Raw genomic sequence first — 14,473 nt, 5'->3', positions numbered from 1 at the left:
GGGCCGCAACCCCTAAATGCAAAAAACTTTTCAAGCGTTCAAATAATCACCAAAAACGCCTTTTTAGGATGTTTATTAGTCAGAAAATACCGGTTTTAACACAGTAATAGCGGCAAACCCTGTAAACAGGGACAAACGAAGGTAAAGAAAAGGGAGCGGTCACCCGCTCCCTTTCATCTTTATTACGCTTAATTGCCGTTATTGTCGGGCAACGATATGGTCGTTTTCCACATCCAGCGTTACCAGCTTGCCGGGGATCAGCTTGCCAGACAGGATTTGCTGCGCCAGCGGGTTCTCGATCTCCTGCTGAATAGCACGCTTCAACGGACGCGCACCATACACAGGGTCGTAACCGGTTTTGCTCAACAGAGCCAGGGCCGGTTCGGTCATGGTCACTTCGTAACCGCGCTCTTCCAAACGCTTGTACAGACGCGACAGCTGAATCTTGGCGATCGCGGCAATGTGTTTCTCGCCCAGCGGGTGGAACACCACCACTTCGTCGATACGGTTGATGAACTCCGGACGGAAGTGGTGACTCACCATCTCCATCACCGACTCTTTCATCTGCGCGTAGTTCATCTGACCGAAATGCTCCTGGATCAGATCGGACCCCAGGTTGGACGTCATGATCACCACAGTATTGCGGAAATCGACGGTACGGCCTTGACCATCGGTCAGGCGGCCGTCATCCAACACCTGCAACAGAATATTGAACACGTCCGGATGCGCTTTCTCGACTTCATCCAGCAGAATCACCGAATAAGGCCGGCGACGTACGGCTTCCGTCAGGTAGCCGCCCTCTTCATAACCGACATAACCTGGAGGCGCACCGACCAGACGCGACACGGAGTGTTTCTCCATAAACTCGGACATATCGATACGCACCATAGCGTCGTCGCTGTCGAACAGGAACGAAGCCAGTGCCTTGCAGAGCTCGGTTTTCCCCACCCCGGTCGGGCCGAGGAACAGGAACGAACCGATCGGCCGATTAGGATCGGACAGCCCCGCACGGCTGCGGCGGATCGCATTGGAGACCGCGCTGACCGCTTCGTCTTGGCCAATCACTCGCGAATGCAGTTCTTGCTCCAGGCGCAGCAGCTTGTCGCGCTCACCTTCCAGCATTCTGGCCACCGGGATCCCGGTGGCACGCGCCAGCACTTCAGCAATCTCCGCATCGGTCACCCGGTTACGCAACAGCTTCATGCTCTTGCCTTCGGCCTGCGTAGCGGCGGCGAGCTGTTTCTCCAGCTCAGGGATCTTGCCGTACTGCAGTTCCGACATCCGCCCCAGATCGCCGACGCGGCGCGCCTGCTCCAGGGTGATTTTGGCCTGCTCGAGTTCAGCCTTGATGTTCTGGGTGCCGGAGAGCGACGCTTTTTCCGCTTTCCACTCTTCTTCCAGCTCAGAATATTCGCGCTCTTTCTGCCCCAGCTCATCGCTGAGCATGTCCAGGCGTTTCTTGCTGGCGTCGTCAGACTCTTTATTCAGCGCCTGCTGTTCCAGCTTCAATTGGATGATGCGGCGCTCAAGCCTGTCGAGCGACTCCGGCTTGGAGTCCATCTGCATACGGATGCTGGACGCCGCTTCGTCGATAAGGTCAATAGCCTTGTCCGGCAATTGACGATCGGCGATATAACGGTGCGAAAGCGTTGCCGCCGCCACGATGGCCGGGTCGGTGATTTGCACGTGGTGGTGCAGTTCATAACGCTCTTTCAGGCCGCGCAGGATAGCGATGGTGTCTTCCACGCTCGGCTCCGCCACATACACTTTCTGGAAACGACGTTCGAGCGCCGCATCCTTCTCTATATATTGACGATACTCGTCGAGCGTAGTCGCGCCAACGCAGTGCAGCTCGCCGCGCGCCAGCGCCGGCTTCAGCATGTTGCCTGCATCCATCGCGCCATCCGCCTTACCGGCGCCGACCATGGTGTGCAATTCGTCGATAAACAGGATAACGCTGCCTTCCTGCTTGGCCAGATCGTTGAGCACGCCTTTCAGACGCTCTTCAAACTCGCCGCGATATTTGGCCCCGGCGATCAAGGCGCCCATATCGAGGGACAATACGCGCTTGTGCTTCAGCCCTTCCGGCACTTCGCCGTTGATGATGCGCTGCGCCAGGCCTTCGACGATGGCGGTTTTACCCACGCCAGGCTCGCCGATCAGCACCGGGTTGTTTTTGGTACGACGTTGCAGCACCTGGATGGTGCGGCGGATCTCTTCGTCACGGCCGATCACCGGATCAAGCTTGCCCTGCTCGGCGCGCTCGGTCAGATCGATAGTGTATTTCTTCAATGCTTGCCGTTGGTCTTCGGCGCCTTGATCTTCCACGCTGTCACCGCCTCTCATTTGTTCAATGGCTTTGCTGATTTTGTCGGCCGTCGCGCCGGCCGCTTTCAACAAGTCGGTCAACGAGCCGCGATCTTCCAGCACCGCAAGCACAAACAGCTCGGAAGAAATGAATTTGTCCGCGCGCTTCTGCGCCAGCTTGTCGCACAGGTTCAGGACGCGCACCAGCTCATGGGACGGTTGAACGTCGCCACCGGTGCCTTCTACCTGCGGTAAACGGGACAGCGCCTGTTCGATCTCGGTGCGCACACGCCCGGCATCGATACCTGCGGAAGTTAATAGTGGACGAACCGTGCCCCCTTCCTGATTAAGCAGGGCGCTCATCAGATGTAGCGGTTCAATAAACTGGTTGTCGTGCCCAAGGGCTAGTGACTGGGCATCGGCGAGGGCAAGCTGGAATTTGTTGGTAAGACGATCCAGACGCATAACACCTCCAAGATGGGTCGAAATTGCTACTGGAGATTAAATGAGGTCATCCCTCAAATTTTCAAGGTTATCTCGACGCTAAATTTTCGGTACAACGCCATGCGTCGTTGGATCGTCCTAATTCAATAGGTTATATCAGCCAGATTAAACTTGCCAGACGTCCGGTTATTCCGTCGCGTCGATAGGAGAAAAAATGGCTCGTTTCGTTAACCGTGCAGCGATCGCCACCATAGATGGCCTGAACGCCTGCACGCAACAAGCGTTGGCGAGCCAGCAGGTAGATATTAGCCAAAAACTTATCGCCGTGCGGGGTAAATGCCGCTGCAGCTTCAGCATCTTCCGCCATGAAAGCGGCCCGCACCTCTGGCCCGACCTCAAACTGCTGCGGACCGATCGCCGGCCCCAGCCAGGCGCTAATCTGGCTCGGTGCGGCGCTGAACGCCGCCACGGTTTGCTCCAGCACGCCGTGGCACAATCCGCGCCAGCCGGCGTGGGCGGCAGCCACTTCGTCACCGTGCTGCGAGCAGAACAACACCGGCAGACAATCCGCCGTCATCACGGCACACACCTGCCCCGGCACATTGCTGTACACCGCATCCGCCCGCAAATCGGCAGGTGCTTTCCCCGTCAACGTCACCACGCGAGTGCCGTGCACCTGCTCGAGCCACACCGGCATCTGCGGCAAACCGGCGGCGATAACCAATCGTTCCCGATTGCGTGTCACCGCTTGCTCCTCGTCACCGACGTGGGTGCCGAGGTTCAGCGAGTCATAAGGCGGCAGGCTGACGCCGCCGCCGCGCGTGGTACTGCAGGCCTTAACGCCGGGAGGCAACGGCCAGTCAGGCAGAATGAGCGAGCTCATTACCAGTCCATCTGATCTTTGAATTCTTCGGTGTCCGCCTTCAGCGCGTTGATCAGATCAACCATGTCCTGCGGCAGCGGCGCATGCCACTCCATCTGGATGCCGCTGATCGGATGATACAAACGCAGCATGGTGGCGTGCAGCGCCTGACGGTCAAAGCCGCGCAGCGTGCTGATGAAGGCTTCCGAAGCACCTTTCGGCGGACGTGGACGGCCGCCGTACAGCGGATCGCCCACCAGCGGATGGCTGATATAGGCCATGTGCACGCGGATCTGGTGAGTACGGCCGGTTTCCAGGCGCAGGCGCAGGCGAGTATGCGCACGGAAGTGTTCCATGATGCGGTAGTGCGTTACCGCCGGCTTACCCATCGGGTGCACCGCCATGTGGGTACGCTTGGTGGAATGGCGCGCGATAGGCTCTTCTACCGTACCGCCGGCGGTCATGGTACCGATCGCCACCGCTTCGTATTCACGGGTGATTTCACGCGCCTGCAGCGCCTCCACCAGCCGGGTTTGCGCCGGCACGGTTTTCGCCACCACCATCAGGCCGGTGGTGTCTTTATCCAGACGGTGCACGATGCCGGCACGCGGCACGTCGGCAATTTCCGGGTAGTGATACAACAGCGCATTGAGCACCGTACCATCCGGGTTACCGGCGCCGGGATGCACCACCAAATCGCGCGGCTTGTTGATCACCAGGATGTCGCTGTCTTCATAGACAATATCCAGCGCGATATCCTGTGGCTCCCAACGCGCCTCTTCTTCAATCTGTGCATCGATGGCGACTGTCTCTCCGCCCAGCACCTTCTCTTTCGGTTTGTTTGACGTTTTGCCATTGACCTTCACCCGATCGCCCAGGATCCACTCTTTTATGCGAGATCGTGAATAATCAGGGAACAATTCGGCCAAAGCCTGATCTAAACGTTGTCCGAGTTGAGATTCGGCCACCGTTGCGGTGAGTTGTACTTGTTGTGCCATATGCAGCTTCTTCGTTAACGTTGGGTTTTCACGGCGATGCCGTTTAATATAATGTGCTATTGTACCTGGTCTTTGTCGGGAGCTTAACGGACAGTCTCCCGGAATAACACCCTGAGGATAATCAAAACGTCATGACGCGTATGAAATATCTGGTGGCGGCAGCCACGTTGAGCCTGGCGCTGGCAGGTTGCTCCACATCCAAGGATGCGGTTCCCGACAACCCACCTTCGGAAATCTATGCTACCGCGCAGCAAAAACTGCAGGACGGTAACTTCAAGGGCGCGATTACGCAACTCGAAGCGTTAGATAACCGCTATCCTTTCGGGCCGTATTCCCAGCAGGTCCAGCTGGATTTGATTTACGCCTACTATAAGGCCGCCGACTTGCCGATGGCTCAGGCATCCATCGATCGCTTCATGCGTCTGAACCCGACGCACCCGAACATCGATTACGTGATGTACATGCGCGGCCTGACCGACATGGCGCTCGATGACAGCGCGCTGCAGGGCTTCTTCGGGGTTGACCGTTCTGACCGCGATCCTCAGCACGCTCGCGCTGCGTTCCGCGACTTCAGCCAGTTGATTCAGCAATACCCGAACAGCCAATACGCGACCGACGCCAACAAGCGTTTGGTGTATTTGAAAGACCGCTTGGCCAAGTATGAGCTTTCGGTGGCGGAATACTACACTAAACGCGGTGCTTACGTCGCGGTCGTTAATCGCGCCGAACAGATGTTGCGTGAATTCCCGGATACCAAAGCGACGCACGACGTGTTGCCGCTGATGGAAAATGCCTACAAGCAGCTGCAGCTGAACGGCCAGGCTGACAAAGTGGCCAAAGTGATCGCCGCCAACCCGCAATAAGCGCGCGTCGGTAACGGCAGAAAAACAAAACGGCAGCCTCGGCTGCCGTTTTCATTGGCGTCGACCGGGTTTTCACTGGAAAAATACACAAGTAAAAACACGGTGTTAGCTCGCGCTCCTCACCGGTCAACTCATCGATAATGCGCCATCCGGCGGCAACTCTCAAGCATTAGATAGCCAATTCAAATGCTGAATCACAGATTGAACTAACTTTGCAAAAAGTGACAAAAAATCGTGATTTACATCACGCATTTAAACAAAAAGCGGGGTATGCTGGGTTCACCAAGACGGAAAGACAGAGAGGTAAGTTATATGACATTGAACATTACCAGCAAACAAATGGATATCACTCCCGCAATCCGCAATCACGTCGAAGACCGTCTCACCAAACTGGAAAAATGGCAGACCCAGCTGATAAACCCACATATCGTCTTATCTAAAGAACCGCAGGGGTTTGTCGCCGACGCTACCATTACCACGCCTAACGGCCCGCTGGTCGCCAGCGCCAAACATGATGACATGTACACCGCCGTTAATGAGCTGATCGCCAAGCTGGAACGCCAGTTGAACAAGGTGCAGCATAAAGGCGAAGCGCGCCGCTGCAATGCCAGCGTGAAAGACATCGTGCCGGAAGTCACGCAAGAGCAGGAATAACCGTCCGACAGCGATTGCCGCATCAAACGCGCCCGAGGGCGCGTTTTTTGTCGGGTATTTTTGTTGACGGGGTAAAAGCCAGCGGTTACTTTAAAACCTGTTCGCATTAACCTTAGGTAGACCATGCCACGCACACCGTTTTTCTTCGCATTCTTTTTTACCTTCCCCTGACTGGGAGGCGTTTCGTCGTGTAAGAAAGAATGCGAAGACGAACAACAAAGCCTCCTGGAAACAGGAGGCTTTTTTTATGGCTGTTTTACAACGAATAAGAACTGAAGGCGGAAGCTGATTATGACTGACAACCCGTTATTGGTGCTGCGCGAGCGCATCAGCGCACTGGACTTGAAACTGTTGGCCCTGCTGGCGGAACGCCGTGAGCTGGCGATCGAAGTCGGCAAGACCAAGCTGCACTCTCATCGCCCGATCCGCGATAAAGAGCGCGAGCGCGATCTGCTGGATGCGCTGATCGCCGCCGCCAAGCCTTACGACCTGGACGGCTTTTACGTCACCCGCCTGTTTCAACTGATCATCGAAGATTCCGTCCTGACCCAGCAGGCGTTGCTACAGCACCAGCTCAACCCCGTCAGCCAACATTCCGCCCGCATCGCCTTCCTCGGCCCAAAAGGCTCTTACTCACATCTGGCAGCACGCCAATACGCTGCCCGCCACTTCGATCAGCTGATCGAATGCGGCTGCCAGAAGTTTCAGGATATCTTCACCCAGGTGGAAACCGGCCAGGCGGACTATGCGATTCTGCCTATCGAGAACACCAGCTCCGGGTCGATTAACGAGGTGTACGATCTGCTGCAGCACACCAGCCTGTCGATCGTCGGCGAACTGACCAACCCGATCAATCACTGCGTTCTGATTGCCGGCGACAGCGATCTGAGCCAGATTGAAACCGTCTACAGCCACCCGCAACCGTTCCAGCAGTGCAGCCAGTTCCTGAACCGCTTCCCGCACTGGAAAATCGAATACACTGAAAGCACAGCGGCCGCGATGGAGAAAGTCGCCAAGCTGAATTCGCCGAAGGTGGCTGCTCTGGGCAGCGAAGCCGGCGGCGCACTGTATGGGCTGCAGGTGCTGGAACATAACCTCGCCAACCAGCAGCAGAACATCACCCGTTTTATCGTCCTGGCGCGCAAAGCGATCGACGTCTCCGAACAGGTGCCGGCCAAAACCACGCTGATCATGGCGACCGGCCAACAATCCGGCGCACTGGTCGAAGCGCTGCTGGTACTACGCGACAACGGCATAATCATGACCAAGCTGGAGTCACGCCCGATCAACGGCAATCCGTGGGAAGAGATGTTTTATATCGATGTGCAGGCCAACCTACGCGCCGAGGCGATGCAAAAAGCGCTGCGCGATCTGACGCCAATCACCCGCTCGCTGAAGGTGCTGGGCTGTTACCCGAGCGACACCGTGGTGCCGGTCAACCCATCCTGAAACCATAAAAAAAGGGTTCGGCTTGGCCGAACCCTTTACGTTTACTGCCCGCGTTTCACTGCCGGCTGTCGTTAGCCTGCCGCAACAGCGTGCGGCTCTCCACCAGAAAGCGCTGGGCGTAATCGCCGAACCAATGCTCTACCTTGCGGAAGCTATCGATAAACGCCTGTTTGTCGCCATGCTCCAACAGCTTGATCGCCTCGCCGAAGCGCTGGTAGTAACGCTTAATCAGCGCCACGTTTTCTTCCGACGACATGATGATGTCAGCGTACAGCTGCGGATCCTGCGCGAACAGGCGGCCAACCATCGCCAGCTCCAGCCGGTAGATCGGCGAGGAGAGCGCCAGCAGCTGCTCCAGTTGCACGTTCTCTTCCGCCAGGTGCAGCCCGTAGGCGAAGGTGGCGAAGTGCCGCAGCGCCTGAATAAACGCCATATTCTGATCGTGTTCGACCGCGCTGATACGATGCAGCCGCGCCCCCCACACCTGCAGCTGTTCAAGCAGCCATTGGTAAGCCTCCGGTTGGCGGCCATCGCAGTAAACCACCACCTGCTTCGCCACGCTGCCCACGTCCGGACCAAACATCGGATGCAACCCCACCACCGGGCCGCTGTGCGCCGCCAACATAGCATGCAGCGGACGATTCTTCACCGACGCCAGATCCACCAGAATGCAGTCGTCGGGCAACGGCGGCAGGCGGCTTATCACCTGCTCGGTCACATGGATCGGTACGCTGACAATCACCATACCGGCGTCGGCCAACAGCTGTTCCGCCTGCGGCCAATCTTCCTGATCCAATACCCTGACCTGATAACCCGACAGCGTCAGCAGACGGTTGAACAGCCGGCCCATCTGGCCGTTGCCGCCGATGATGACGATCGGCCGCAGCTGCGGGCACAGAGTTTTAAAACCTTTATCGTTCTCGCTGACGTACGATTCGCGCATCACACGGCGCAAGACGTCCTCGATCAAATCCGGCGGCACGCCGAGGTTTTCCGCCTCCTGGCGGCGCGAGGCCAGCATCGCCGCCTCGCGTTCCGGCACATAAACCGGTAAACCGTGGCGGCTTTTCACCTCCCCCACTTCCGCTACCAGATGCAGGCGTTTCGCCAGCAGATCCAGCAACGCTTTGTCCACCTCGTCGATTTGATCGCGCAGCGCGGTCAGTTCTGCCACCATAACTTACTTTTCTCCCGTGCGTGCCTTCAGCGCAGCGCCGAGTTCCTGATGCATGTGGCGCAGCAGCGTTTCCGTGCTCTCCCAGTCGATGCAGGCGTCGGTGACGGATACGCCGTAACGCATGTCAGCACGCGGCTGTTCGGAAGACTGATTGCCCTCATGCAGATGGCTCTCCAGCATAATGCCGGTAATCGAGCGGTTACCCGCTTTAATCTGCTCCACCACGGACTCGGCCACCGCCGGCTGACGGCGATAGTCTTTATTCGAGTTGCCATGGCTGCAATCTATCATCAAGGACGGATGGAGTCCCGCCTCGAGCATCTGTTTTTCACAGGCCGCAACGTGCTCGGCGCTGTAGTTCGGGGTTTTACCGCCGCGCAGGATCACGTGCCCGTCCGGATTGCCCTGAGTCTGCAGCAAGCAAACCTGGCCCGCCTGGTTGATGCCGACGAAGCGGTGCGGCATAGCGGCGGCGCGCATGGCATTGATGGCGGTACCCAGGCTGCCGTCGGTGCCGTTTTTGAACCCGACCGGCATCGACAGGCCAGAAGCCATTTCACGGTGGGTCTGCGATTCGGTGGTACGCGCACCGATCGCCGACCAGCTGAACAAGTCCCCCAGGTACTGCGGGCTGTTCGGATCCAACGCTTCGGTAGCCAACGGCAAGCCCATGCCCACCAGATCCAGCAACAGGCGACGCGCGATATGCAAGCCTGCTTCAACGTCAAACGAACCGTCCATGTACGGATCGTTGATCAAACCTTTCCAGCCGACAGTGGTTCTGGGTTTTTCAAAATAAACGCGCATAACGATATACAGCTGATCGCTCAAGTCAGCCGCCAGGGTTTTCAAACGACGAGCGTAGTCCAGTGCCGCATCCGGATCGTGGATCGAACAAGGCCCACACACGACCAACAGGCGATGATCGCGCCCCTGCAAAATGTTGGCGATGGTGTTACGCGCGGTGGCGATTTCATTTTCGTCGTCGGCGCTGAGCGGGAACTGGTTCTTCAGCTCCTCCGGCGTGATGAGAACCTGTTCTGCACTGATGTGTACGTTATTGAGCGCGTCTTTTTGCATGATGCTATTCCTGTCGTTTGGCGTTATGCGTTGAAATGGAACATTGAGCGTTTCAGGGCTCTACCCTATCACGATATGTAAAGTTTTCAATCCAATTTCCGTAAATAAAAAATTACCATAATTTCTCTTATGAGATAACATGCATAAACACATCAAGAAAATACAATAAAAACAAACAAATTCAATTAAATAATAAATTCACAAGCGCCTCAAAACGCACCTATTCGCCTTCCCGGCGAAAGCCCTACATCGTAAACATATATGTACAACTTGTTTTACAATCAAGATACGCCGCCCGTCTCGGCGCCAACGAACGGGCAGGCGCGGATACCGTCAGACTCAGCACGAAATGCCGCCGAAAGCGATGAATTTCAGTAGAAGAAAAGCGAATAAATGAGGAATAAAAATTAAAAACTTAAGCTAATAGCGGCTATTTTTGTCGCTGAAATGAACCGATATAATGTGACCGTCATCAACAATAACCACCCTTAACAACTGGATCCAAGATGCTCTCTTCTCGCGCTCGTCGCGCTTTTCCGCTGTATATTTGCTGCTTAACGACTTTCACCAGTGTTTCAGCCTTTGCCGACAATACGCTTTTCACCGCGATGGACGATCCGGCCACCGCCAAGAAACCATTCGAAGGCAACGTGCAGGCGGGCTACAACGCCCAGTCAGGCAACTCGCAGAGCTCCACCCTGCTTGCCAACACCAACATGACCTGGTTCAACAGCGACGCGGCGTACAGCCTGTGGGGGGCGGCTAACAACACCACCTCCTCCAACGTGCGCTCGTCCGAAAAATACCAGGCCGGTGGCCGTACGCGCTATAACCTGACCGATCGCAACTACCTGTTCGGCCAGGCCAGCTGGCTGAGCGACCGTTTCAACGGTTACGACTCACGCTCCACGCTGACCGGCGGCTACGGCCGTCAACTCCTCAACGGGCCGCTTAGCGATCTGCGGGTGGAATTCGGTCCCGGCGTGCGCCATGACGAATACCATGGCGGCGGCCGCTCGACCAAAGGGTTGGCCTATGGCGCGGCCAACTATTCCTATCAGCTGACCGACAACACCAAGTTCATTCAGGGCGTTTCCGCACTGGCGAACGAAGAAACCACGCTGAACTCGGAAAGCGCGTTGAACGTGGCGATCAACGATCGCTTCTCGCTGCGCGTGGCTTACACCGTGACCTACAACAGCAAACCGCCGGCCTCGGCGCCGAAGAACACCGACACGACGACCTCGGTCACGCTGGTCTACGGCCTGTAATTTCCCCCCAATATTTCTCAAAGCCCATCATTGATGGGCTTTTTTTATGCCTGCCGCCCTCTTTTGCACAATCTGCTAAAAATATTCACCCCACCCATTGACGACTTTAGCAAATAGCTTAATACTGTATGCATATACAGTAATTATTATACAGCCTCGAGGCATGATGGATTTCGATAGAGAGTGGCCAGAAACGCATCGATAGCCGCCACAGCTCCCGAGAGACTGTAAACAAAGCGAGCATAAGCTATGGAGAAAATCACCTCATTCATCACCTACGCCATGGCGTTGTTTCTCGCCTGGCTCGGCAAGCTGTCACCGCAGGACATTGCCTTTCTAGTCGGTGCGGCGGTAGGCATCGGCACGTTTCTGGTGAACTGGTACTACCGACGTAAAAGCCTGCAGATCTTGAAGGCTATTGAACGCAATGCGGCATCACGGAGGAAAATTTACGATGAATGCAATCGTTAAGCGCTGCAGCGTCGCCACCGTTTTGGCCATCGCCGTGCTATTGCCGTCATTTGGCGAGCTGCAAACCTCAGAAGCCGGCCTCAGGCTGATCGCCGATCTCGAAGGCTGCCGCCTGTCGCCTTACCAGTGTAGCGCCGGGGTGTGGACACAGGGCATTGGACACACTGCCGGCGTCATCCCAGACAAGATGATAGATGAACGCAAAGCCGCGGTGGATTTGGTAGACGATGTTCGCCGCACCGAACGCGGCATGGCCGCTTGCCTGCCGCATACGCTCTCGCAACAAACCTATGACGCAGTGATCGCCTTCGCCTTCAATGTGGGCGTCGGCGCAGCCTGCCACTCTACGCTGGTCGCGCTGCTGCAACAGCGCCAGTGGCGGCAGGCCTGCGATCAGTTACCACGCTGGATTTACGTAAACGGAAAGAAAAATAAGGGGCTGGAACAGCGACGCGCCATGGAACGCGCACTGTGCTTGCAGGGGATTGCCTCATCATGACGAGTTCGCTCGCCAAAGGGTGATGCCACAACAATTTCACTTAATTTGTTCAAGGGGGTTCTTATGATGCACTGTCCACTATGCGGTCACGTGGCCCACACTCGCTCCAGCCGCTATCTGAGCGAGTCGACCAAAGAGCGTTACCATCAATGCCGCAACATCAATTGCAGCTGCACGTTCGCCACGCACGAGTCCGTCGCGCGGGTGATCGTCAAACCTGGCGATGACATTATCCCGGCGCAGCCTCACCCGCCGGAGAGTCAGCATAAACAAAGCGCCGCGGCGCTATAATGCAAAAAGCCTGCTTATGCAGGCTTTATTATGTTGGCGGCGCGCAGACGAAATCTCGCAAATGTAACCAGTCGAGATTTAAGATAAAAAAAGGGGTTGGCATAATACCAACCCCTGATAACTATTAACTTTTGGATGCAGCGTTAGCCAACGCGGTTCAGACGCTCTTTGATACGAGCAGCCTTACCAGTACGCTCACGCAGGTAGTACAGTTTAGCTTTACGAACGGCACCACGACGTTTCACAGCAATGCTGTCGATTACTGGGGAGTGAGTCTGGAATACGCGCTCAACACCTTCGCCGTTGGAAATCTTACGAACAGTGAATGCAGAGTGCAGACCGCGGTTACGGATAGCGATAACCACGCCCTCGAATGCCTGCAGACGTTTTTTGCTACCTTCAACGACCCATACCTTCACTTCCACGGAATCACCCGGACGGAATGCAGGTACGTCTTGTTTCATCTGCTCTTGTTCAAGTTGCTTAATAATGTTGCTCATAATATGTCTCTTACCCTAGGTAAACTGATATATCGGTCCCGTCTGTTGTCAGACGTTTCCTTCATAGTCCTGTTGCCTGGCCTGATGTTCCCGTTGGAACTCAGCCAGCAACACCGCTTGCTCGTCAGTCAGAGCTAGGCTTTCTAGAAGTTCAGGTCTTCTAAGCCAGGTTCGGCCCAGCGACTGCTTTAAGCGCCAGCGACGTATCTCGGCATGGTTACCCGACAGCAGAACTGGCGGTACCTCCATCCCTTCCAACACCTCTGGGCGGGTATAGTGCGGGCAGTCCAGCAATCCGTCGGCGAAGGAGTCTTCCTCCGCTGAGGCCTGATGGCCCAGCACACCCGGTATGAAACGGGCGACTGAATCAATCAGGGTCATTGCCGGCAGTTCCCCGCCGCTGAGAACGTAATCGCCGATTGACCATTCTTCGTCAATTTCGGTTTGGATTACGCGCTCGTCTATCCCTTCGTAACGGCCGCATACCAGAATCATCTTCTGATTGGCCGCCAGTTCGCACACGCCGGTTTGATCCAGCTTGCGCCCCTGAGGTGACAGATAAATCACCTTTGCTCCCTCGCCTGCCGCTGCTTTCGCCGCATGAATGGCTTCCCGTAAAGGTTGCACCATCATCAGCATTCCCGGGCCGCCGCCGTAAGGGCGATCGTCCACGGTACGATGCCGGTCGTAGGTGAAGTCGCGAGGACTCCAACACTGCACGCTCAGCAGGCCATTTTTTACTGCCCGGCCAGTCACCCCGTAATCGGTGATAGCGCGGAACATCTCAGGAAACAGGCTTACAATACCGATGAACACAAGCCAATCCCCTTACCGTTATTCCACTTGCTTCGACCGTTTGATCCGGGGGTCAAAAACCAGGATCCCAATCTGCCTCAATCACGCGGGCAGTGAGATCGACTTTCTTGATAACCTGCCCATGAAGAAACGGAATCAACCGCTCCTTCATGCCGAACGCATCTTTCAGGTTCGCTCTCACAACCATCACATCGTTCGAGCCGGTTTCCATCATATCGATGACTTTACCCAGCTCGTAGCCGGCGGTGGTGACTACCTGGCAGCCCATCAGGTCTTTCCAGTAGTAATCGTCACCCTCCAGCGGAGGAAGTTGCTCAGAATCCACCATAATCTCGCGATTAGTCAGCAGATTCGCCGCGTCCCGATCGTCAATGCCTTTGACCTTGATGATCAGATCCTGACTGTGGCGCTTCCAGTCTTCCAACTCGATATGCTGCCACTGACCCGCCTGCTGGATAAACCACGGCTGATAGTCAAAAATGCTTTCGGCGTTCTCGGTGGATGAAAACACTCTGAGCCAACCACGAATGCCGTAAGCGGACCCCATTTTACCGAGTACAATCGGCTGCTTAGGCGCTACCGGTTTGAGTTGCTTGCTCATTGCCACCACCGCGACAGATTAAGCTGCTTTCTTAGCGTCTTTGATCAGCGCGTGAACGCGATCAGAAACGGTTGCACCCAGACCAACCCAGTGCTCGATGCGGTCCAGGTCCAGACGCAGTGCTTCAGCCTGACCGGAAGCGATCGGGTTGAAGAAGCCAACGCGCTCGATGAAACGACCATCACGAGCG

General features: G+C 56.1%; 17 protein-coding genes and 1 other annotated feature. Of the genes, 8 read left to right on the top strand and 9 right to left on the bottom strand.

Features of this window, described 5'->3' with window-relative positions; all coding sequences use genetic code 11:
• Positions 1–198: 198 nt before the first annotated feature.
• The 3 genes from clpB to rluD form a co-directional block, all read right to left on the bottom strand.
• Complete coding sequence (gene clpB, locus N6G83_RS53425) at positions 199–2,772, bottom strand: ATP-dependent chaperone ClpB (RefSeq protein ID WP_025301647.1); 2,574 nt, start codon at positions 2,770–2,772, stop codon at positions 199–201.
• Between the two features lie 130 nt (positions 2,773–2,902).
• Positions 2,903–3,634, bottom strand: a complete 732-nt coding sequence (gene yfiH / locus N6G83_RS53420) for a purine nucleoside phosphorylase YfiH (protein WP_025301646.1) — start codon at positions 3,632–3,634, stop codon at positions 2,903–2,905.
• Positions 3,634–4,611: a 23S rRNA pseudouridine(1911/1915/1917) synthase RluD gene (gene rluD, locus N6G83_RS53415; RefSeq protein WP_025301645.1), complete on the bottom strand. Its 978-nt coding sequence runs from the start codon at positions 4,609–4,611 to the stop codon at positions 3,634–3,636. Before rluD ends, yfiH begins: the two co-directional genes overlap by 1 nt.
• A gap of 131 nt (positions 4,612–4,742) precedes the next feature.
• Between rluD and bamD the strand changes: the two genes are divergently transcribed.
• From bamD to pheA, 4 genes are all read left to right on the top strand, one after another.
• Positions 4,743–5,474, top strand: coding sequence for an outer membrane protein assembly factor BamD (bamD, locus tag N6G83_RS53410; RefSeq protein ID WP_004932456.1), 732 nt, complete (start codon positions 4,743–4,745; stop codon positions 5,472–5,474).
• A 312-nt stretch (positions 5,475–5,786) separates the two neighbouring features.
• Entirely contained in the window at positions 5,787–6,128 is a 342-nt protein-coding gene (gene raiA, locus N6G83_RS53405; RefSeq protein WP_004932457.1) for a ribosome-associated translation inhibitor RaiA, read from the top strand.
• Positions 6,129–6,250: 122 nt separating this feature from the next.
• Positions 6,251–6,377 (top strand) — a sequence feature (Phe leader region).
• Positions 6,252–6,299 carry a hypothetical protein gene (locus N6G83_RS53400; protein ID WP_101428074.1) on the top strand — a complete coding sequence of 16 codons (48 nt, stop codon included), beginning with the start codon at positions 6,252–6,254 and terminating at the stop codon, positions 6,297–6,299. Its footprint overlaps the feature before it by 48 nt.
• 42 nt (positions 6,378–6,419) lie before the next feature.
• Positions 6,420–7,577, top strand: a complete 1,158-nt coding sequence (gene pheA / locus N6G83_RS53395; RefSeq protein WP_025301644.1) for a bifunctional chorismate mutase/prephenate dehydratase — start codon at positions 6,420–6,422, stop codon at positions 7,575–7,577.
• 55 nt (positions 7,578–7,632) lie between these two features.
• On the opposite strand, the gene tyrA is transcribed toward pheA, so the two are convergent.
• Both tyrA and N6G83_RS53385 read right to left on the bottom strand, forming a co-directional pair.
• Complete coding sequence (gene tyrA / locus N6G83_RS53390) at positions 7,633–8,754, bottom strand: bifunctional chorismate mutase/prephenate dehydrogenase (RefSeq protein ID WP_016929015.1); 1,122 nt, start codon at positions 8,752–8,754, stop codon at positions 7,633–7,635.
• A gap of 3 nt (positions 8,755–8,757) precedes the next feature.
• The gene (locus N6G83_RS53385) at positions 8,758–9,834 is read right to left on the bottom strand and encodes a 3-deoxy-7-phosphoheptulonate synthase (RefSeq protein ID WP_025301643.1); all 1,077 of its coding nucleotides are present in this window, start codon (positions 9,832–9,834) and stop codon (positions 8,758–8,760) included.
• A 506-nt stretch (positions 9,835–10,340) separates the two neighbouring features.
• On the opposite strand from N6G83_RS53385, the gene N6G83_RS53380 reads away from it, so the two are divergent.
• The 4 genes from N6G83_RS53380 to N6G83_RS53365 all read left to right on the top strand — a co-directional run bounded on the left by N6G83_RS53380 (position 10,341) and on the right by N6G83_RS53365 (position 12,366).
• Positions 10,341–11,105 (top strand): YdiY family protein, encoded by a 765-nt coding sequence (locus tag N6G83_RS53380; protein WP_025301642.1) that lies wholly within the window; start codon positions 10,341–10,343, stop codon positions 11,103–11,105.
• A 249-nt stretch (positions 11,106–11,354) separates the two neighbouring features.
• Positions 11,355–11,576, top strand: a complete 222-nt coding sequence (locus N6G83_RS53375; protein ID WP_025301641.1) for an HP1 family phage holin — start codon at positions 11,355–11,357, stop codon at positions 11,574–11,576.
• Positions 11,560–12,075, top strand: a complete 516-nt coding sequence (locus tag N6G83_RS53370; protein WP_049208782.1) for a lysozyme — start codon at positions 11,560–11,562, stop codon at positions 12,073–12,075. The genes N6G83_RS53375 and N6G83_RS53370 overlap by 17 nt, the downstream gene beginning before the upstream one ends.
• A 63-nt stretch (positions 12,076–12,138) precedes the next feature.
• Complete coding sequence (locus tag N6G83_RS53365; RefSeq protein ID WP_025301639.1) at positions 12,139–12,366, top strand: ogr/Delta-like zinc finger family protein; 228 nt, start codon at positions 12,139–12,141, stop codon at positions 12,364–12,366.
• A gap of 143 nt (positions 12,367–12,509) precedes the next feature.
• Here N6G83_RS53365 and rplS read toward each other — a convergent pair whose 3' ends face one another.
• From rplS to rpsP, 4 genes are all read right to left on the bottom strand, one after another.
• Positions 12,510–12,866, bottom strand: a complete 357-nt coding sequence (gene rplS / locus N6G83_RS53360) for a 50S ribosomal protein L19 (protein WP_025301638.1) — start codon at positions 12,864–12,866, stop codon at positions 12,510–12,512.
• A gap of 48 nt (positions 12,867–12,914) precedes the next feature.
• A complete protein-coding gene (trmD, locus tag N6G83_RS53355) occupies positions 12,915–13,682 on the bottom strand; it encodes a tRNA (guanosine(37)-N1)-methyltransferase TrmD (RefSeq protein ID WP_004932485.1) in 768 nt (255 codons plus the stop codon).
• Positions 13,683–13,734: 52 nt separating this feature from the next.
• The gene (rimM, locus tag N6G83_RS53350; protein ID WP_151428282.1) at positions 13,735–14,283 is read right to left on the bottom strand and encodes a ribosome maturation factor RimM; all 549 of its coding nucleotides are present in this window, start codon (positions 14,281–14,283) and stop codon (positions 13,735–13,737) included.
• 18 nt (positions 14,284–14,301) lie between these two features.
• On the bottom strand, positions 14,302–14,473 hold a 172-nt coding region (rpsP, locus tag N6G83_RS53345), incomplete at its 5' end, for a 30S ribosomal protein S16 (protein WP_260524351.1).

It is taken from the genome of Serratia sp. PL7, assembly GCF_945957435.1.
The sequence above is the reverse complement of the archived record's forward strand: the minus strand, read 5'-3'. Positions and strand labels throughout refer to the sequence as shown.

Coding starts and splice junctions, on each gene's coding strand:
- clpB (WP_025301647.1), bottom strand. CDS start 2,772: ATGCGTCTGGATCGTCTTACCAACAAATTCCAGCTTGCCCTCGCCGAT.
- yfiH (WP_025301646.1), bottom strand. CDS start 3,634: ATGAGCTCGCTCATTCTGCCTGACTGGCCGTTGCCTCCCGGCGTTAAG.
- rluD (WP_025301645.1), bottom strand. CDS start 4,611: ATGGCACAACAAGTACAACTCACCGCAACGGTGGCCGAATCTCAACTC.
- bamD (WP_004932456.1), top strand. CDS start 4,743: ATGACGCGTATGAAATATCTGGTGGCGGCAGCCACGTTGAGCCTGGCG.
- raiA (WP_004932457.1), top strand. CDS start 5,787: ATGACATTGAACATTACCAGCAAACAAATGGATATCACTCCCGCAATC.
- pheA (WP_025301644.1), top strand. CDS start 6,420: ATGACTGACAACCCGTTATTGGTGCTGCGCGAGCGCATCAGCGCACTG.
- tyrA (WP_016929015.1), bottom strand. CDS start 8,754: ATGGTGGCAGAACTGACCGCGCTGCGCGATCAAATCGACGAGGTGGAC.
- N6G83_RS53385 (WP_025301643.1), bottom strand. CDS start 9,834: ATGCAAAAAGACGCGCTCAATAACGTACACATCAGTGCAGAACAGGTT.
- N6G83_RS53380 (WP_025301642.1), top strand. CDS start 10,341: ATGCTCTCTTCTCGCGCTCGTCGCGCTTTTCCGCTGTATATTTGCTGC.
- N6G83_RS53375 (WP_025301641.1), top strand. CDS start 11,355: ATGGAGAAAATCACCTCATTCATCACCTACGCCATGGCGTTGTTTCTC.
- N6G83_RS53370 (WP_049208782.1), top strand. CDS start 11,560: ATGAATGCAATCGTTAAGCGCTGCAGCGTCGCCACCGTTTTGGCCATC.
- N6G83_RS53365 (WP_025301639.1), top strand. CDS start 12,139: ATGATGCACTGTCCACTATGCGGTCACGTGGCCCACACTCGCTCCAGC.
- rplS (WP_025301638.1), bottom strand. CDS start 12,866: ATGAGCAACATTATTAAGCAACTTGAACAAGAGCAGATGAAACAAGAC.
- rimM (WP_151428282.1), bottom strand. CDS start 14,283: ATGAGCAAGCAACTCAAACCGGTAGCGCCTAAGCAGCCGATTGTACTC.